Here is an 18,645-nt window from a genome sequence, read left to right as displayed (position 1 = left end):
GAGAGTAGTTGTGGCGCGGCGCGGCACCCCGGGGGACTTACGAAGGGTTATGGTGGAAACCCCCCCCTCGGGCCGGTCCGTATCCCCCCACGGACCGGCCCGTTTTCTTTCGGCCGGTACGGGCCCGCCGCGCAGAAGCCTCCCGGACCGCCCCACCGGGGTCTCCCGGACCGCCGCACGAACCCCCTGACCCGCCGTCAACGTCCAGTCGGAGAAGGCGTCCCGTCAGCCGCGCTTCGCCCAGATGTTGGTGCCCTCGGTGTCCACGGCGAAGGCGTCGATCTCCTTCAGCTCCTCGGCCGTCAGCGCGGGCCCCGCCAGCGCCGCCACGTTCTCCTCCAGCTGCTTCACGCTCGACGCGCCGATCAGCGCCGACGTCATCCGGCTGTCGCGCAGCACCCACGCGATGGCCAGCTGGGCGAGCGACTGGCCCCGGCCCTGGGCGATGTCGTTCAGGCCGCGCAGCCGGCGCAGGACCTCGTCCGAGAGCAGCCCCGGGTCGAGCGACTTGCCCTGGGTGGCGCGCGAGCCCTCCGGGATGCCCTTCAGGTACTTGTTCGTGAGCAGACCCTGCGCGAGCGGCACGAAGGAGATGCAGCCCATGCCGGCCGCCTCCAGGGTGTCGAGCAGGCCGTCGTCCTCGATCCAGCGGTTGATCATGGAGTAGGACGGCTGGTGGATCAGGGCCGGGACGCCCATCTCCCGCAGCAGCCCGGCCGCCTCCGCCGTCTGCTCCGCGTTGTACGAGGAGACACCGACGTACAGCGCCTTGCCCTGCTGGACGGCGGACGCCAGCGCGCCCATCGTCTCCTCCAGTGGGGTGTGCGGGTCGAAGCGGTGCGAGTAGAAGATGTCGACGTACTCCACGCCCATCCGCTTCAGGGAGGCGTCGAGCGAGGAGAGCAGGTACTTGCGGGAGCCCCACTCGCCGTACGGGCCGGGGTGCATCAGATAACCGGCCTTGGTCGAAATGACCAGTTCGTCACGGTATCGGGAGAAGTCCTGGGCGAACAGCTTGCCGAAGTTCAGCTCGGCCGAGCCGGGCGGCGGCCCGTAGTTGTTCGCCAGGTCGAAGTGCGTCACCCCGAGATCGAAGGCGCGGCGCAGGATCGCCCGCTGGGAGTCCAGCGTCCGGTCGTCGCCGAAGTTGTGCCACAGGCCCAGGGAGAGGGCGGGCAGCTTGAGGCCGCTGCGTCCGCTGCGGCGGTACTCCATCGCGTCGTAGCGCGTGTCGGCGGCGCGGTGGAAGAGGTCGGGGGAGAGGTATTCAGTCACTTTCCCTCCTTATCACGGAGTTGTGACAGACCGGGTTGGGCCCCCGTGACCCGATCGCAGTAATGTGGCGGCTTCGGGGAACGCAGATGTGCGGCGCGGCTCACGCCCGCGCGGGTCCGTGCGGACCGTGCGGCGCTCCCCCGCGGGGGTGGACCCCCGACCCCCGGCGACGGGGAGGGCGGGCCCCGGGCCCGTACGGAACCGAGAGGGTGAACTCAGTGAACTTCCGCGACCTGGTGTACAGGCTCTACGCGCGCCGGGTGGAAGGCCGCCTGGACCACGACCAGGTGCCGAAGCACATCGGGGTCATCCTCGACGGCAACCGGCGGTGGGCCAAGGCCTCCGGGGGCTCGGCCGTGCAGGGCCACCAGGCGGGCGCGGACAAGATCTCCGAGCTGCTCGGCTGGTGCAGCGAGACCGATGTCGAGGTCGTCACCCTCTGGATGCTCTCCACGGACAACTTCGACCGGCCCGAGCACGAGCTGAAACCGCTCCTGCGCATCATCGAGAACACCGTACGCAACCTCGCCGCCGACGGCCGCTGGCGCGTCCACCACGTCGGCACGCTCGACCTGCTGCCCGCCGAGACGCAGCTCGTGCTCAAGGAGGCCGAGCAGTCGACCTCCCACGTCGACGGGATAATCGTCAATGTCGCCGTCGGCTACGGCGGCCGCCAGGAGATCGCGGACGCCGTACGCTCGCTGCTCCTGGAGCACGCGGAGCGGGGCACCACCTTCGAGGAGCTGGCGGAGATCGTCTCCACCGACCTGATCTCCGAGCACCTCTACACCCGCGGCCAGCCCGACCCCGACCTGGTGATCCGGACCAGCGGCGAGCAGCGCCTGTCGGGCTTCATGCTCTGGCAGAGCGCCCATTCGGAGTACTACTTCTGCGAGGTCTTCTGGCCGGCCTTCCGCAAGGTCGACTTCCTCCGGGCGCTGCGCGACTACTCCGCCCGCCACCGCCGCTACGGCGCCTGAATCCGGCCCTCCTCCTCTCCGTACACGTCGGCTCCCCTCTCTAGGGCCTCACCGGGCCTCCACAGGGGGGCCGACACGTATATACGGGAGTCATCGCGCGTCCACCGGGACTTCTCCACACCGTGTCATATGCAGCGGCATGGCTCCGGGCCGAACAGGGAATACCCCTGACAGGTCGACATCCGGTCATCAGCCGGGCGGATGTCGCATCCAAGTGAGCGGCACCCAGTCCGCTCGCCCGGGAGGCCCTTTGCACACGAAGGACCGTAGACGCAGTCAGCCTGCGGCCGACGCGGAGGCCGTGGTCCGGCCCGCGCACAGGGGCCAGATCCCGGTCCGTCCTCTCCTTTCGGGGAGTTCCGCGACCGTCCGTCGCGCTCCCCGACCTCGTCCGAGGGGGTACGTCCTTCCGTGGTGACCAGTAGCAAGCGCCGCATGCCCGACAGGCGCACATACGTTCTCGACACCAGCGTCCTGCTGGCCGATCCCGGAGCCATGGCCCGCTTCGACGAGCACGAAGTCGTGCTGCCGATCGTGGTGGTCACGGAGCTGGAGGCCAAACGGCACCATCCGGAGCTGGGGTACTTCGCCCGCCAGGCCCTGCGCCTGCTGGACGACTTCCGCATCCGGTACGGCCGGCTGGACGCCCCCATCCCCCTCGGGGATCTGGGCGGGACGCTCCGCGTCGAACTCAACCACTCCGACCCGGGCATACTGCCCGCCGGTTACCGGCTGGGGGACAACGACTCGCGGATCCTCGCGGTCGCCCGCAACCTCCAGGCGGAGGGGTACGACGTCACGGTCGTCTCCAAGGACCTGCCCCTGCGGATCAAGGCCTCCTCGGTCGGCCTCCTCGCCGAGGAGTACCGCGCCGAGCTGGCCATCACCGACTCCGGCTGGACCGGAATGGCCGACCTGCCCCTCTCCGGGGAACAGGTCGACCTGCTCTTCAGCGAGGAGACGCTGTACGTCCCCGAGGCCGCCGAACTGCCCGTCCACACCGGGCTCGTCCTCCAGTCCGAGCGCGGCAAGGCGCTCGGCCGGGTGACGGCCGAGGGCAATGTGCGGCTGGTGCGCGGCGACCGGGAGGCCTTCGGGATCCACGGCCGCAGCGCCGAGCAGCGGATCGCCCTCGACCTGCTGCTCGACCCGGACGTCGGCATTGTCTCGCTGGGCGGCCGGGCCGGCACCGGCAAGTCGGCGCTCGCCCTCTGCGCCGGACTGGAAGCGGTGCTGGAGCGCCAGCAGCACAAGAAGGTCATGGTCTTCCGGCCGCTGTACGCGGTGGGCGGCCAGGAACTGGGCTACCTCCCCGGCAGCGAGGCCGAGAAGATGAGCCCCTGGGCGCAGGCCGTCTTCGACACGCTCTCGGCGGTCGCCGGGCGCGAGGTCATCGAGGAGGTGCTCGGGCGCGGGATGCTGGAGGTTCTGCCGCTCACCCACATCCGGGGCCGCTCGCTCCACGACGCCTTCGTGATCGTCGACGAGGCGCAGTCGCTCGAACGGAACGTGCTGCTGACCGTGTTGTCCCGGATCGGGGCGAATTCACGCGTGGTGCTCACCCATGACGTGGCCCAGCGGGACAACCTCCGGGTCGGCCGGTACGACGGAGTCGTCGCCGTGGTCGAGAAGCTGAAGGGTCATCCGCTCTTCGCCCATGTGACGCTCACGCGTTCGGAGCGTTCCCAGATCGCCGCACTGGTGACCGAAATGCTGGAGGAAGGACACATCTGACCTGCATGTCCTTGTTCGTGTCGCCCGGCGAGCCAAAGAGCTTAGCCGGGCGGCATCGTGTTGCGCCGTCATTTCCGCCAAACCGATGGCCCAAACGAGGTGTGACCTTTCCCACGCAACACAGAATTGCCCCCTGGCATCCCCGTCCGGCAGAGTCTTGCTTCCGTCAGGCCCCGCATACGGCACTTGGGCACCTCCAGAGGCGCCACGCACCACACAACTCCACACCAGACCTGTCCGTATGCCGCCCGCGAGCACCACGCGGCAGCCTCTCCACCGGGGTTGCCCAACGGGCCCGTGCCTCCCGTGACCCACGCAGTAGGGAGGCCAGCGCCAGGGGCACGAACGCGCTCGCGAGGTCACCTAAGCGGGCGATGCTGGAAGGACACCATGTGAGCCGGATCTCGGTCCGGGGGTTCGCCGTGGCATCTGCCACTGCGGTCACCACCGTAGGCGCCGTCGTAGGCGTTGCTGCGGGCGGCGCACCTGCCGCCGACGACAACAACAACTTCGAGGCTGCCGCAGCCGACACCACGCTGCTCGCAGACATCCCCGCGGGCCAGCAGGCCCAGGTCCAGACCGCTTCGCTGACGCAGCAGGCCGATGCCCAGGCATCCGCCGCCGACGCCGCCGCGAAGAAGTCGGCCGAGGAGTCCGCCCGCCTTCAGGCAGCCAAGGACGCCAAGTCCAAGAAGGCCGCCGCCGAGGCGAAGGCCGAGGCCGACCGCAAGGCCGCCGAGCAGAAGAAGAAGGACGAGGCCGAGCGCGCCAGCCGGTCCGCCGTCCGCGACGCCTCCTCCTTCACCGCGCAGGGCTCCTACACGGTGGCCCAGGTGAAGGCGATGGCCCGCCAGATGGTCCCCGCCGACCAGTTCCAGTGCTTCAGCAACATCGTGAACCACGAGTCGACCTGGAACTACCGCGCGGTCAACCCGTCCTCCGGTGCGTACGGACTGATGCAGGCCCTCCCGGGCCACAAGATGTCCTCCGCCGGCGCCGACTGGCAGACCAACCCGGCCACCCAGATCAAGTGGGGCCTCAGCTACATGGACAGCCGCTACGGCTCCCCGTGCGGCGCCTGGTCCTTCTGGCAGGCGAACAACTGGTACTAAGGGCCTGTCGGTCCTGAGAAGCCCCTCACCGCCATCCGCGGTGGGGGGCTTCTCGCGTGTACGGTCGCATCCGGCGATCCAGGGCAGCGCTGGGGAGCGAAGATGGGGGAAGGGAAAGAGACATGTCGAAACTACCGGGCTGGCTGGGCCGCTTCGGGTCCGAACTGACAGAGCTGGGCGCCCGCCTGGAGGAACGCCGGGCGCGCGCCGCGGCCGACGTCGATCCCCTCGGCGGCCCCGGCCCCTCCGCCGCCCCGGAGCCCCTGGACCCCGGGCAGGTGCCCGCGCCCCCCTCGTACGCCCCCTCCGTCGCCGCCAAACCGGATCCGGTGGCCGCCATTCCGTGGGGGATGCGGGTCGCGGCCGAGGCGGGGTGGCGGCTGCTCGTGCTGGCCGGCACCCTCTGGGTGCTGATGCAGGTCATCACCGCCGTGCAGCTGGTCGTCCTCGCCTTCGCCGCCGCCCTGCTCATCACCGCGATGCTCCAGCCGACCGTGGTCCGGCTCAAGCGGATAGGGCTGCCCCACGGGCTCGCCACCGCCGTGACCGCCGTGCTCGGGTTCGTGATCATCGGGCTGGTCGGCTGGTTCGTCGTGTGGCAGGTGATGGAGAACCTCGACACGCTCTCCGACCGGGTCCGGGACGGCATCGACGAGTTGAAGCGCTGGCTGCTGGACAGCCCCTTCCACGTCACCGAGTCGCAGATCAACGACATCGCCAAGAACCTCAGCGACACGATCGGCACCAACACCGAGGAGATCACCTCCGCCGGGCTCCAGGGCGTCACCGTGATGGTGGAGTTCCTCACCGGGCTGCTGCTGGCGATGTTCTCCACGCTCTTCCTGCTCTACGACGGCCGCCGTATCTGGGAGTGGTCGCTGAAGCTGGTGCCCGCCGCCGCCCGCCCCGGGGTCGCGGGGGCCGGGCCGCGCGCCTGGCGGACCCTGACCGCCTATGTCCGCGGCACGGTGCTCGTCGCCCTGATCGACGCCATCTTCATCGGCCTCGGCCTCTACTTCCTCAATGTGCCGCTCGCGGTGCCGCTGGCCGTCTTCATCTTCCTGTTCGCCTTCATCCCGCTGCTCGGTGCCGTGGTCTCCGGGGCGCTGGCGGTCGTCGTCGCGCTGGTCACCGAGGGCGTGTTCACCGCGCTGATGGTGCTGGTCGTGGTGCTGGCGGTGCAGCAGATCGAGGGCCACATCCTCCAGCCGTTCATCCTCGGCCGGGCGGTGCGGGTCCACCCGCTGGCCGTGGTCCTCTCGGTGGCGACGGGCGGCCTGGTCGCGGGCATCGGCGGCGCGGTCGTCGCCGTGCCGCTGGTCGCGGTCACCAACACGGTGGTCGGCTACCTCCGCTCGTACGCGACACCCGCCCCGGTCGGCGGACAGCACGGGGCCACCGCGCTGGGAGCCGCCCCGGCGGCGGGCCCGGCGGAGCCGCCGTCACCGCCGCCAGCCGCACCCCGGACCGGTCAGGGTCCGGACGAGCCGGGCGGTGAGCCCGTACCCCCGGGGCCGTCCGAGGACGAGCCGCCGCAGAAGTAGGGGTCCGTACGGACGCGGAAGAGCCCCGGGACGGTCGGTCGTCCCGGGGCTCTTCCGTACATCAGGGGTGGTGCGGGGTGACTACTCGGCGAGTACGGCCTCGGCGTCGAGGGTCACACCGACGGCCTGGATCACCGAGGCGACCTTGACGGCCTCCTGGATGGTCTCCCGGTCCACACCGGCCTTGCGGAGCACCTGCTCGTGCGAGTCCAGGCACTGGCCGCAGCCGTTGATCGCGGAGACGGCGAGCGACCACAGCTCGAAGTCGACCTTCTCCACGCCCGGGTTGCCGATGACGTTCATCCGCAGGCCCGCGCGGAGCGTGCCGTACTCCGGGTCCGACAGCAGGTGCCGGGTCCGGTAGAAGACGTTGTTCATCGCCATGATGGCGGCCGCCGACTTCGCCGCGGTGTACGCCTCCGGCGAGAGGTTGGCCTTCGCCTCGGGCTCCAGCTCGCGCAGCACCTTCGGCGAGCGCGAGGCGATCGCGCAGGCCAGCACGGTGCCCCAGAGCTGCTGCTTCGGGAGGTCGCTGTTGCCGATGACCGAACCGAGGTTCAGCTTCAGGTCCTTGGCGAAGTCCGGTATGGCGGACTTCAGTTCGTCGAGAGCCATGTCGGTATCAGCTCACTCGCCCGAGAGGAGCGCGACCGGGTCGAGGGTGTTCTCGCCCTTGGTCCAGTTGCACGGGCACAGCTCGTCGGTCTGCAGGGCGTCGAGGACCCGCAGGACCTCCTTGGGGTTACGGCCCACGGAGCCGGCGGTCACCATCGTGAACTGGATCTCGTTGTTCTGGTCGACGATGAAGACGGCGCGCTGGGCGAAGCCGTCCTCGCCCTCGATGCCGAGGTCACGCATGAGCTCGTGTTTCGAGTCGGCCAGCATCGGGAAAGGCAGGTCGGTCAGGTCCGGGTGGTCCTTGCGCCAGGCGTGGTGCACGAACTCGGAGTCACCGGAGAAGCCGAGGATCTGGGCGTCGCGGTCGGCGAACTCCTCGTTCAGCTTGCCGAAGGCGGCGATCTCCGTGGGGCAGACGAACGTGAAGTCCTTCGGCCACGCGAAGACGATCTTCCACTTGCCCTCGTAGGTCTTGTGGTTGATCTGCTCGAACTCCTTGCCGCTCTCCAGCGAGACACAAGCGGTCAGGTCGAACTCGGGGAACTTGTCACCGACAGTGAGCACGCGCACTCCTTGCAACGTCGGAACTCCCCTTTTGGGAGAGTTCCTGAGGGTTGGACGAGATCCACCTTGGCACAGAGTGCATTGATCAGGGAAATAGCTACACTCGGTCGTGATGATCGGAGGTGCCTATCAGTGGGCCAGGGGAAACAGGGCATACGCCCCAAGCAGTCCGGTAGGCCGGCCACCAAGCAGCCCAGCCTGTCGCAGCTGCGCGCCTTCGCCGCCGTGGCGGAACATCTGCACTTCCGGGACGCGGCGGCCGCAATCGGGATGAGTCAGCCGGCACTCTCCGGAGCCGTCTCCACCCTGGAGGAGGCACTGGGTGTCCAGCTCATCGAGCGTACGACCCGCAAGGTGCTGCTCTCGCCCGCCGGGGAGCGGCTCGCGGGGCGGACCGCCGTCGTGCTGGAGGCCGTCGCCGCGCTGATGGAGGAGGCCGAGGCGGCCCGGGCGCCGTTCACCGGGGTGCTCCGGCTCGGCGTGATCCCGACCGTCGCCCCGTACCTCCTGCCCACCGTGCTCCGGCTGGTCCAGGACCGCTACCCCGACCTCGACCTCCAGGTCCACGAGGAGCAGACCTCCTCCCTGCTGGAGGGGCTCGCCGCCGGACGCCTGGACCTGCTCCTCCTCGCCGTGCCGCTCGGGGTCCCCGGGGTCAGCGAGATCCCGCTCTTCGACGAGGACTTCGTGCTGGTCATGGAGCAGGACCACTGGCTCGGCGGCCGCGCCGACATCCCGCGCGAGGCGCTGCGGGAGCTGCCGCTGCTCCTCCTCGACGAGGGCCACTGCCTGCGCGACCAGGCCCTGGACATCTGCCGGGAGGCCGGGCGTACGGAGGGGGCCCCGGTCACCACGACCGCCGCCGGGCTCTCCACGCTCGTCCAGCTGGTGGCGGGCGGGCTCGGGGTGACGCTGCTGCCGCGCACCGCCCTCACGGTGGAGACCGCCCGCAACGACGCCCTGGCCACCGGGTACTTCGCCCACCCGGCCCCGACCCGGCGGGTGGCCCTCGCGATGCGGGCGGGCTCCGCGCGGGGCGGCGAGTTCGAGGAGTTCGGGGCGGCGCTGCGCGGGGCGATGAAGCCGCTCCCGGTGCGGGTGGTGGACGCGCCTCCCGTATGAACGCGCCTGCCGTATGAACGCTTGAACGCGTGCGGGCGCGGCCGGACTTCCGCCCGGCCGCACCCGCGTGCTCCCCGCTCCCGCTACTCCGTCCGCAGCCCGTCCGGCCGCATCAGCCGCCACAGCGAGGGCATCGACGCCGCCGTCACCAGCAGGATCAGCCCCGCGCCGACCCCCGTCAGCGGCAGGAACAGCCACCAGTCGGAGACGGACTTCGCGATCATCCAGGCCAGCATGGCGCCCAGCCCCAGCCCGCCCGCGACCGCGACCACCAGGCCGAGGAAGACCGGGACGGCGGTCTGCCACAGCACCGACCAGCCCATCGTCGTACGCCGGGTGCCGAAGGCGACCAGCACCGACAGCAGCCGCTTGCGCTCGCGCAACTGCTCCACCTGGGAGACCAGCATCGAGGCGGCGATCAGCAGCAGCACCACACTCGCCCCGACCTTGAGCCCGGTCTGGATGCTGTCGTACTGCCGGTCGCGCTCCACCGAGTCCAGGGTGACGAAGCGCATCCCCGGGTCGATGCGGGCCGCCGTGTTCCGTACGTGCTCGGCGACGTCCGGCACGCTCCGGTCGACCCGGATCTGGGCGGTGATCTGCGCGCCGGGCAGCGTACCCGCGTCGACCGCGCCGGTGGTGGCCATGATCCCGTAGTGCGGGTCGCCCATCGGGTCCTTGCGGCCCTGCACGGTGGGGGAGTCGGCGGGCAGCGTCCACCGCAGCGGCTTGCCCTCCCCGGAGCCGATCTCGACCACCTGGCCCTTGCGGGCGGCCTGGTCGATCCAGAAGGACATGTCCTTGTCGTCCGGCGGGTGGACGACGAAGGTGTCGCCGTCCTCGCAGGAGGTGATCCGGGCCAGCTCGCGCAGGGTGTCGCAGGTGCCGACGGTCACCGAGGTGGTGGGCGGGATGTCGTCGTCGGCGTAGACGCCGGGCTTGGAGGCGTACGCCTGCACCGAGCCGATCACCACGTCCACGCCCTTGGTGGCGCGGAACTGCTCGATGGCCGAGGTGGCCGCCTCGCCGGTGACGTTCTCCGAGTAGGCGGCGAACTGGGCCCGGGCGGGGTCCTGGCCGGTCACCCGGTTGAAGTCGGCGTTCATCGCCGCGAACAGCATCTGCAGGGCGATCGCCCCGGCCACCGCCACCGTGACCCCGCTGACCGCGCGGGACGCGGCCTCGCTGCTCAGCTGGAGCCTGCGCACGGCCAGTTGCCAGGGCACCGGACCGCCGCGCAGCCGCTTCACGCACGCCTCGACCAGCCACGGCAGCAGCAGGGCGAGACCGACCAGCACCAGCACGGCCCCGGCCGCGATCGGGAACGGCTTCACCGGCTCGTACGCGTACTCGTCGACCCGGCCGGTGATCCCGAGCACCGCCAGACCCCCGACGGGCATGAGCAGCCGCCACCAGAGCCGGCGGCCCCGGTCCTTGCCCCGGCGCACGACGCCGAGCGGCTCGATCACCACCGAGCGCATCGCGACCAGCGTGACGAGCACGGCGGTCAGCGGCACCGCGACCGTGATCAGCAGGCCGAGCAGCGGATCGGGCACCACGTCGGCCGGGAACGCGCTGACGTCCCAGACCTCCACCGAGCCGACGAACTCCCGCCCCACCAGGAAGAAGACCAGCCCGAACAGCAGCCCGAGCACCGCCCCGAACAGCGCCTCCCCGGCGGCCACGCGCCGGGTGGTACGGATGTCCGCGCCGACCAGGCGCAGCGCGGCCAGCCTGCGGTCGCGCCGGTCGCCGCCGAACCGCACGGCGGTGGCGATGAAGATGGCGACCGGCACCAGCAGCACGACACAGACCATGACGGTCAGCACGACGAGCAGCGGCGGGAGCGGGTCGGTCGCGCGGTGGGCCCCGTAGCCGGAGATCCGCTCGGCCCCGGCGGCGGGCGTCAGGGTGTCGCTGCCCGCGTAGTAGAACAGCTCATTGGGCGAGCGCAGCCCGGTGTCACCGATCGTGCCGGTGATGTCGTACGGCAGCCGCTCGCGCAGCAGTTCGCTGCCGGGCGCTTCGAGCAGCTCCTTCAGCGCGGGGGAGACCACCATCTCGCCCGGCCCGGGGAAGCGGGCCACCCCCGGCGGGCGGACGGGCGCCGAACCCTCGGCGTGCAGCAGCCGGCCGATGACCGTCCGGTCGCGGTACTCCGTGCTCGTGTCGAGCCGCAGCACCGAGGTGTCGGACTTCGCCGAGTCGTCGGCGGAGACCTTCACCTCGCTGCGGGCCTGGTCGCGGCCGGAGCGGGCGTCGAGCATGTGCGGCACGGCGGAGGCGAGCAGCAGCAGCGCCACCCCGAGGCCGACGCCGACCGCCGTCAGCAGCGTACGTATCCAGCCCTCCCGGCCCCCGGCGGCGGCGAACCGGATGCCGAGGCCGAGGTCCCGGAGGGCGGCCGCGCCGCGCGGGGACGGCTTCGGGCTCTCCGGTGCGGCGGGGGGTGTCGTACGGGAGTCGAGCAGCGTCATACGGCGTGCTCCAGGTCGAGCGCCCGGCCGTCGCGCACGGTGACGTCACGGTCGGAGTAGGCGGCGACCCGGGCCTCGTGGGTGACCAGGACGACCGCCACGTTGGAGGAGCGGGCGGCCTCGGTGAGCAGCTCCATCACCCGCTCGCCGTTGAGGGAGTCCAGGGCGCCGGTCGGCTCGTCCGCGAAGATCACCTTCGGGGAGCCGGCCAGCGCGCGGGCCACGGCGACCCGCTGGCCCTGGCCGCCGGAGACCTCGCCGGGGCGCTTGGCGCCGAGGTCCTCGACCTCCAGGCGCTCCATCCACTCCCGGGCGGTGCGCTCGGCGGCCTTGCGCTTCACCCCGTTGAGCCGCAGCGGCAGCGCGACGTTCTCCACGCAGGTCAGCTCGGGCACCAGCTGGCCGAACTGGAAGACGAAGCCGAAGTCGCTGCGGCGCAGGGCGCTGCGCTCGGCGTCCGACATCGCGGACAGCTCGCGGCCGGCGTAGGTGATGGTGCCGGAGTCCGGGGTGATGATCCCGGCCAGACAGTGCAGCAGGGTCGACTTGCCGGAGCCGGAGGGGCCCATCACGGCGACGACCTCACCGGGGTGGACGGAGAACGAGGCACCGTCCAGGGCGGGCGTCGAGCCGTAGGTCTTGCGCAGGTCGTGGGCGGCGAGCAGGGCGCCTTCGGGGATCACGCGGTCACCACCTTGGAGAGCTGGCCGAGCCGGGCCGCGGTCAGTTCCAGCCAGCGCAGATCGGCTTCCAGGTGGAACAGGGCGTGGTCGCAGATCAGCTGGTCCGCGAGGTCGCCCTTCCGCTTGCGGTCGGTGAGGATGCGCATCATCCGCAGGTGCTCCGAGCGCTGGGTGTCCAGCACGTCGGCCGCGCTGCGGTCGGTGAGGAGCGCCAGGACGACCTTGGTGTAGAGCGTCGACTGGAGGTACGGCTCCGGCTTCTCGGGCTGCGCGAGCCAGCGCGAGACGTCGGTGATCCCGGCGTCGGTGATGGCGTACCGCTTGCGCTCGGGCCCCCCTTCGCTCTCTATGCCGTCGACCTCGACGAGCCCGTTCTTCAGGAGGCGGGACATCGTCGAGTAGACCTGGCCGTAGTGGAGGGGGCGGTCCTGGCCGAACTTCTCGTCGAAGGTCCGCTTCAGGTCGTAGCCGTGGCGTGGCCCGGCTTCCAGGAGCCCCAGGAGGGTGTGACCGATAGACATGAGGAGCACTCTACACGGTGTGTATACCTGCCATGTATACGCGGCCGGAATACCTCCACCGGCCCATGGGGCGCGCTCCCTGTCCCGTCCGCGGGGTCCTGTGTGGTCCTACGCGCCGTCCGTGCCCGGCTCCTCCGGCGGCCGTTTCGGCGGGCGGCCCCGGCGGGCGATGGGCGCCGCCGAACCCGGCAGCCGCCCCGCCTCCTTCAGCGCCCGGCGCAGCAGGAACTCGATCTGCGCGTTGGCGCTGCGCAGCTCGTCGGAGGCCCAGCGGGCCAGCGCGTCGTGCACCGCGGGGTCCAGCCGCAGCAGCATCTGCTTGCGCTGCTGCGGCCGGGCGGCCGGCGTCCGCCGGGGCGGTGTCTCGTCGGTCACTGGTAGAGGCTGCCCGTATTGAGGACCGGCTGGGCCGCGCGGTCACCGCACAGCACCACCATCAGATTGCTGACCATGGCGGCCTTCCGCTCGGCGTCCAGCTCCACGATGTCCTGCTCGGCGATCCGGGTCAGGGCCATCTCGACCATGCCCACCGCACCCTCGACGATCTGCTGGCGGGCCGCGACGACCGCGCCGGCCTGCTGGCGCTGGAGCATGGCGGAGGCGATCTCGGGAGCGTACGCGAGGTGGCTGAAGCGCGACTCGATGATGCGGACGCCCGCGGCCTTCACCCGGGCGGTCAGCTCGACGGCCAGCTTCTCGGTGATCTCCTCGGCGTTGCCGCGCAGCGAGAGGCCGTCCTCCTCGTGGGCGTCGTACGGGTACTCGATGGCGATGTGCCGCACGGCCGACTCGGTCTGGGTGGCGACGAACTCCAGGAAGTCGTCGACCTCGAAGAGGGCCTGGGCGGTGTCCTCGACCTTCCAGACGACGATCGCGGCCAGCTCGATCGGGTTGCCGTAGGCGTCGTTGACCTTGAGGACTGCGGTCTCGTGGTTGCGGACGCGGGTGGAGATCTTGCGGCTGGAGGTCAGCGGGTTGACCCAGCGCAGCCCGTCGGCGCGGATGGTGCCGACGTACCGCCCGAAGAGCTGGATCACCCGGGCCTCGCCCGGAGCGACCATCTTCACACCGCTCATGCAGAAGAACGAGGCGATGGCGAGCAGGATGCCGAAGACGCAGAGCGGGACGCCGACGGCGTTGTTCCCGCCCGCCCCGATCACGCCGCCGGTGATCGCGAGGCCGACGCCCGCCAGCACTCCGAGCACCGTGAGCAGCAGCCCCAGGCCGCCCGGGATCGAGTGCGCGGTGACCTCCGTGACCTGCGGCTCGGGCATGTCGGGGGCGTCGATGTCGAGCTCGGCCGCGGCCGTCTCCGGTCGGTGGCCGTCGTGCTGTGAGGTCATGTGGTCCCCCGTTCCGTGCGGCTCGTGCCGCGCTATCAATGTGATTTCACATTAACGGTTCTCGCAACCTTGTGCACCCCTGAGGAGTCGGTTCCCTTGGGAACGCGTGCTGATTGTCACGCCCGGAAAAGACTGGATCGCTTGCCATTTGTCCCTGCCGACGGTGTTAGCTGGCAGGTCTGAACGGACTGGGTGGGCCGAGCGAGCCGGTCGAGCAGAGAAGCGGGAGCAACACAGTCATGGGTCGAGCGGATGCGCGACGAGCCCAGGCGCGGGCGTCGCGCCGGGCTGCGAAGAGCGGCGGCATACGCAGACTCTTCACGTGGAAGAAGCTGCTGGGGACGTTCTTCGGGATCGTCCTGCTGGGCATGGGCGCCTTCCTCGCGCTCTACCTGTACGTCCCCGTCCCCGCCCCCAACGCCCTGGCGGAGCGGCAGAGCAACGTCTACCAGTACAGCGACGGCACGGTCCTCGCCCGCTCCAACAACGGCGTCAACCGGCAGATCGTCGACCTGGCCCAGGTGCCCACGGAGGTGCAGCGCACCTTCGTCGCCGCCGAGAACAAGACCTTCTACAAGGACCAGGGCGTCGACCTCAAGGGCACGACCCGCGGTCTGATCAACACGCTCAGCGGCAAGGGCAAGCAGGGTGGCTCGACCATCACCCAGCAGTACGTGAAGAACTACTACCTCACGCAGGACCCCACCATCAGCCGCAAGCTCCGCGAGCTGGTGATCTCGCTCAAGGTCGACCAGAAGCAGTCCAAGGAGCAGATCCTCGCCGGGTACATCAACACCGCCTACTACGGACGCGGCGCCAGCGGCATCCAGGCGGCCTCCCAGGCGTACTACGGCGTCGACGCCAAGGACCTGAACGTCTCCCAGGGCGCCTACCTCGCCTCCCTCCTCCAGGCCCCCAGCCAGTACGACTGGGCCACCGCCACCGACACCGGCAAGCGCCTGGTCAAGGAGCGCTGGGCCTACACCCTGCGGAACATGGTGGAGATGGGCTGGCTGACCGAGGCCGAGCGGGCGAAGCAGGAGTTCCCGGTCCCGGACAAGCCCAAGCCCGCCCAGGGCATGGAGGGCCAGACCGGCTACCTCGTCGAGGCGGTCAACAAGGAGCTGGACAAGCAGGGCATCTCCGCCGAGGACCGTGAGGCCGGCGGCTGGACGTTCACCCTCACCATCGACAAGAAGCGCCAGCAGCAGCTGGAGAAGTCGGTGAAGAAGGAGCTGGAGTCCCAACTCGACCGCGAGGGCAACAAGATCGACGCCACCGTCCAGGCCGGCGCGACCTCCGTCGACCCGAAGACGGGCAAGGTCCTCGCGATGTACGGCGGCGAGGACTACGTCAAGCACTACGTCAACAACGCCACCCGCCAGGACTACCAGCCCGCCTCCACCTTCAAGCCGCTGGTGCTCGCCGCCGCCCTGGAGAACGAGGCGAAGACGCAGGACGGCAGCCTGATCGGGCTCAACACGATCTACGACGGCACCAGCAAGCGGCCCGTCGTCGGCAGCGACACCCCGTTCAACCCGCAGAACGAGGACGACCGGAGCTACGGCCCGATCTCCGTCCAGAAGGCGATGAACAGCTCGGTCAACTCCGTCTTCGCGCAGATGATCGTGGACGTGACACCCGCCGCCACCAAGAAGACCGCGCTCGCCCTCGGCGTACCGGACAAGAACTTCCCCGAGCGCCCCGCCGTCACCCTCGGCACCATGAACGCCTCCACCTGGGACATGGCTGGCGTCTACGCGACCCTGGACAACCACGGCCGCAAGGTCACCCCGCACATCCTCCAGTCCGCCGAGCACCGCGCCCGTACGGTGAAGCCGGAGGCGCCCAGGAAGCAGCAGGTCATCAGCCGCGCCTCGGCCGACACCGTGACCTCCGCGCTCAAGGGCGTCGTCGAGTCCGGCTCCGGCCGCGCCGCCAACACCTCCGCCTACCAGGCGGCGGGCAAGACGGGTACGTCGGAGGAGAACAAGTCGGCCTGGTTCGCCGGGTACACCCCCGAACTGACCACGGTCGTCGCCCTCTTCGGCGAGTCCCCCCAGGGCGGCCGGCAGGTCTCCCTCACCGGTACGGCCAACTCCGGCCGGGCCAACGGCGGTGGCTTCCCGGCCCGGATCTGGGCGGACTACACCCTCGGCGCCCTCGACGGCGGCTCGAACGCCACGTTCGACCTCCAGGACGTGGAGCGCGGCGAGGTCCCGCCGCCCCCGCCGAGCCCCACGACGACGCCGTCGGAGGAGCCGACCCCGTCGGAGAAGCCCACCCCGTCCGAGACGCCGTCAAAGACTCCGCCGAGCGAGACGCCCAGCGAGACCCCGACCACGCCCTCGGCCCCGCCGACGATCACCCCGCCGACCGTCCCGCCGACCAGCCCCGAGACCCCGCCCCAGCCGGGGGAGAGCGACGGGCAGCCGGGCGAGCGGCCCGGAGGCGGCGGCGCGGGGGACTGACCCCGTACGCGCGAGTGGACAGGGGTGAGGGGCGGTACCGGCCGGTACCGCCCCTCACCCGTAACCGGCTACTGGCTCCGCGTCGCCATCTCGAACCAGACGACCTTGCCCGTCGACAGCCGGGTCGCACCCCACCGCCGGGCCAGCCGGTTCACCAGGAACAGCCCGCGCCCGCCCTCGTCCGTCTCGCGCGCCCGGCGCTGCCGGGGCAGCTGCGGGGAGTCGTCGCCCACCTCGCAGCGCAGGATGTCCGTCCGCAGCAGCCGCAGCGTCACCGGCCGCTCGGCATAACGCACCGCGTTGGTGACGACCTCGCTGACCAGCAGCTCCACCTCGTCGGACAGCTCCTCCAGGCCCCACCGGCTCAGCGCCCGCCGGGCCAGCCTGCGGGCCCGGCCCGGAGCCGCGTCCTCCGGCTCCAGGTACCAGTACGCCACATCGCTCGGCGCGATCCCGTCGAAGCGCGCGGCGAGCAGGGCGATGTCGTCGTCCCGGTCGCCCGGGCCCAGCATGTCCAGCACGTCGTCGCAGAGGGCCTCCAGCGGCGGGGAGTGGTCGTCCCCGGTGAGCTGCGCGGTCGCCGCGAGGCGCTCCCGCAGCTGCTCGATGCCCGTCCACACGTCCCGCAGCCGCGACTCGACGAGCCCGTCCGTGTACAGGAGGAGCGTGGCTCCGGCCGGGGCGTCCAGCTCGACGGCCTCGAAGTCGACCCCGCCCACCCCGATCGGGGCGCCCGGCGGCACCCGCAGCACCTCGGCCCGGCCGCCCAGGTGCAGCAGCACGGGCGGCGGGTGTCCGGCGTTGGCGATGGTGATCCGGTGCGCGACGGGGTCGTACACCGCGTAGAGGCAGGTGGCCATGCGGTCGCTGCCGAGCCGCTGCGCCTGCTCGTCCAGGTGGTGCAGCACCTCCTGCGGCGGCAGGTCCAGCTGGGCCAGGGTCTGGGCCGTCGTCCGGAGCTGGCCCATGATCGCGGCGGAGGTCATGGAGTGGCCCATCACATCCCCGACGACCAGGGCGACCCGGCTGCCGGGCAGCGGGATCGCGTCGTACCAGTCGCCGCCGACCCGGGCCGTCTCGGCGGCCGGGAGATAGCGGGACGCCAGGCGTACGCCGGTGGGCTGGGGGAGCGAGTCGGGGAGCATCGTGCGCTGCAACTCGTCCGCGATGTAGGCCTCGCGCCCGTACAGCACGGCCTTGTCGATGCCGAGCGCGGTGTGCGTCGCCAACTGGGCGGCGACCAGCAGATCGCTGGCCTCGAACGGGGGCCGCTCGGTCGACCGTACGAAGACGGCGGCGCCGATCACCCGGCGTCTGCCGCGCAGCGGGGCGAGGATCGCCCGGTGGCCGGTGGGGACCGGGCGCCCCGGGCCCAGCAGCTCGGGCAGGGCGGCGCGGGCCGCCGCCGAGTCGCCGAAGACCGGCCGCACTCCGCGCAGCACCTCCGCCAGCGCGCCGCCCGCCCGCACCTCGCACAGCTCGGCGGCGGGCATCAGATCGGCCGTCGGGTCGGTGAGCAGCGGCCGCAGCCGCTCGGTCTCGGGGGCCGCCTCGCCGTCCTCGTCGGTGTGGCGGAGCCGGTCGCTCCGGCGCAGCCGCAGCACGAACGGGCTCACCGGACGCTCGTCCCCGACCGGGAGCGGGTCGCGCAGATAGACCAGGATCGCGTCGGAGAACGTCGGCACGCTCGCCCGGCAGAGCCCGAGCACGATCTCGTCCAGGTCTATGCCCCGGGCGATCCGCCGGGTGGCCGCGCCGACGAAGCGCAGCCGGTCGCCCTCGCGGCGGGTGGCCGCCTGGGCGTCGGCGAGGGCGGCGGCTCCGGTCCCCGGGTTCGGCGCGGCGGCCGGCGACGGGATCGCGGCAGCGGCGGCCGCGGCCGTGGCGTCCTGCTGCCGGGGCCGGGTGCGCTCCTGCTGCCGGGCGGCGAGAGGCTGCCGGCCTTCGTGGGAGGTGGGGTGCTCCGTCACGCGTGGGATTCCGTCCGTCCGGGCCGGTTGTATGAGGCAGTCGCCCCGTGGGGCGCCACTGTGCCCCGGCGACCGCGATGAGGACAACGGCTGTCTGCGGATGCCCCGGCAGACGGGGCTGAAACCGAACGTCCGCACGATGGCCGGACGACGACGTTCCGCGCGGCGGCCGGAGCGCTCACGGCGGGGTGGCAGCGGGCAGCGAACACGTCTCCACCCCCTCGTGGTGGC

Annotated in this window: 15 protein-coding genes; 6 read left to right on the top strand and 9 right to left on the bottom strand. The window is 71.2% G+C overall.

The genetic code is table 11. From position 1 onward, the window contains the following. Window positions 1-225: 225 nt before the first annotated feature. Complete coding sequence (gene mgrA / locus DJ476_RS11070) at window positions 226-1,275, bottom strand: L-glyceraldehyde 3-phosphate reductase (protein WP_103416551.1); 1,050 nt, start codon at window positions 1,273-1,275, stop codon at window positions 226-228. Between the two features lie 218 nt (window positions 1,276-1,493). Here mgrA and DJ476_RS11065 point away from each other — a divergent pair, with 218 nt between their 5' ends. From DJ476_RS11065 to DJ476_RS11050, 4 genes are all read left to right on the top strand, one after another. Next, entirely contained in the window at window positions 1,494-2,255 is a 762-nt protein-coding gene (locus tag DJ476_RS11065) for an isoprenyl transferase (RefSeq protein WP_019765788.1), read from the top strand. Between the two features lie 411 nt (window positions 2,256-2,666). After that, a complete protein-coding gene (locus DJ476_RS11060) occupies window positions 2,667-3,989 on the top strand; it encodes a PhoH family protein (protein ID WP_070205184.1) in 1,323 nt (440 codons plus the stop codon). A 392-nt stretch (window positions 3,990-4,381) separates the two neighbouring features. Continuing rightward, window positions 4,382-5,101, top strand: coding sequence for an aggregation-promoting factor C-terminal-like domain-containing protein (locus tag DJ476_RS11055; protein ID WP_019765786.1), 720 nt, complete (start codon window positions 4,382-4,384; stop codon window positions 5,099-5,101). Window positions 5,102-5,223: 122 nt separating this feature from the next. After that, the gene (locus tag DJ476_RS11050) at window positions 5,224-6,645 is read left to right on the top strand and encodes an AI-2E family transporter (protein WP_103416550.1); all 1,422 of its coding nucleotides are present in this window, start codon (window positions 5,224-5,226) and stop codon (window positions 6,643-6,645) included. Window positions 6,646-6,726: 81 nt separating this feature from the next. Here the strand turns inward: DJ476_RS11050 and DJ476_RS11045 are convergent, their stop codons facing one another. Together DJ476_RS11045 and DJ476_RS11040 are read right to left on the bottom strand one after the other, a co-directional pair. Continuing rightward, complete coding sequence (locus DJ476_RS11045; RefSeq protein ID WP_018510280.1) at window positions 6,727-7,260, bottom strand: alkyl hydroperoxide reductase; 534 nt, start codon at window positions 7,258-7,260, stop codon at window positions 6,727-6,729. Window positions 7,261-7,272: 12 nt separating this feature from the next. Beyond that, a complete protein-coding gene (locus tag DJ476_RS11040; protein ID WP_003966619.1) occupies window positions 7,273-7,827 on the bottom strand; it encodes a peroxiredoxin in 555 nt (184 codons plus the stop codon). Between the two features lie 132 nt (window positions 7,828-7,959). Here DJ476_RS11040 and DJ476_RS11035 point away from each other — a divergent pair, with 132 nt between their 5' ends. Further along, window positions 7,960-8,949 carry a hydrogen peroxide-inducible genes activator gene (locus DJ476_RS11035; RefSeq protein ID WP_103416549.1) on the top strand — a complete coding sequence of 330 codons (990 nt, stop codon included), beginning with the start codon at window positions 7,960-7,962 and terminating at the stop codon, window positions 8,947-8,949. A gap of 83 nt (window positions 8,950-9,032) precedes the next feature. On the opposite strand, the gene DJ476_RS11030 is transcribed toward DJ476_RS11035, so the two are convergent. From DJ476_RS11030 to DJ476_RS11010, 5 genes are all read right to left on the bottom strand, one after another. Further along, entirely contained in the window at window positions 9,033-11,426 is a 2,394-nt protein-coding gene (locus tag DJ476_RS11030; RefSeq protein WP_112490407.1) for an ABC transporter permease, read from the bottom strand. Further along, on the bottom strand, window positions 11,423-12,109 hold the full coding sequence (locus tag DJ476_RS11025; RefSeq protein WP_053559570.1) for an ABC transporter ATP-binding protein: 687 nt from the start codon (window positions 12,107-12,109) through the stop codon (window positions 11,423-11,425). The genes DJ476_RS11030 and DJ476_RS11025 overlap by 4 nt, the downstream gene beginning before the upstream one ends. Then, on the bottom strand, window positions 12,106-12,630 hold the full coding sequence (locus DJ476_RS11020) for a PadR family transcriptional regulator (protein WP_028416161.1): 525 nt from the start codon (window positions 12,628-12,630) through the stop codon (window positions 12,106-12,108). Before DJ476_RS11020 ends, DJ476_RS11025 begins: the two co-directional genes overlap by 4 nt. A gap of 108 nt (window positions 12,631-12,738) precedes the next feature. Beyond that, the gene (locus DJ476_RS11015; protein ID WP_103416547.1) at window positions 12,739-13,005 is read right to left on the bottom strand and encodes a hypothetical protein; all 267 of its coding nucleotides are present in this window, start codon (window positions 13,003-13,005) and stop codon (window positions 12,739-12,741) included. Next, window positions 13,002-13,973, bottom strand: a complete 972-nt coding sequence (locus tag DJ476_RS11010) for an SPFH domain-containing protein (protein WP_112490406.1) — start codon at window positions 13,971-13,973, stop codon at window positions 13,002-13,004. The genes DJ476_RS11015 and DJ476_RS11010 overlap by 4 nt, the downstream gene beginning before the upstream one ends. 239 nt (window positions 13,974-14,212) lie before the next feature. Between DJ476_RS11010 and DJ476_RS11005 the strand changes: the two genes are divergently transcribed. Then, window positions 14,213-16,444: a transglycosylase domain-containing protein gene (locus tag DJ476_RS11005; protein ID WP_112490405.1), complete on the top strand. Its 2,232-nt coding sequence runs from the start codon at window positions 14,213-14,215 to the stop codon at window positions 16,442-16,444. Between the two features lie 68 nt (window positions 16,445-16,512). Here the strand turns inward: DJ476_RS11005 and DJ476_RS11000 are convergent, their stop codons facing one another. Further along, entirely contained in the window at window positions 16,513-18,414 is a 1,902-nt protein-coding gene (locus DJ476_RS11000) for a SpoIIE family protein phosphatase (RefSeq protein ID WP_103416544.1), read from the bottom strand. Between the last annotated feature and the right edge of the window lie 231 nt (window positions 18,415-18,645).

This window comes from Streptomyces bacillaris (assembly GCF_003268675.1).
Taxonomy (GTDB): Bacteria; Actinomycetota; Actinomycetes; order Streptomycetales; family Streptomycetaceae; genus Streptomyces; species Streptomyces bacillaris.
The sequence above is the reverse complement of the archived record's forward strand: the minus strand, read 5'-3'. Positions and strand labels throughout refer to the sequence as shown.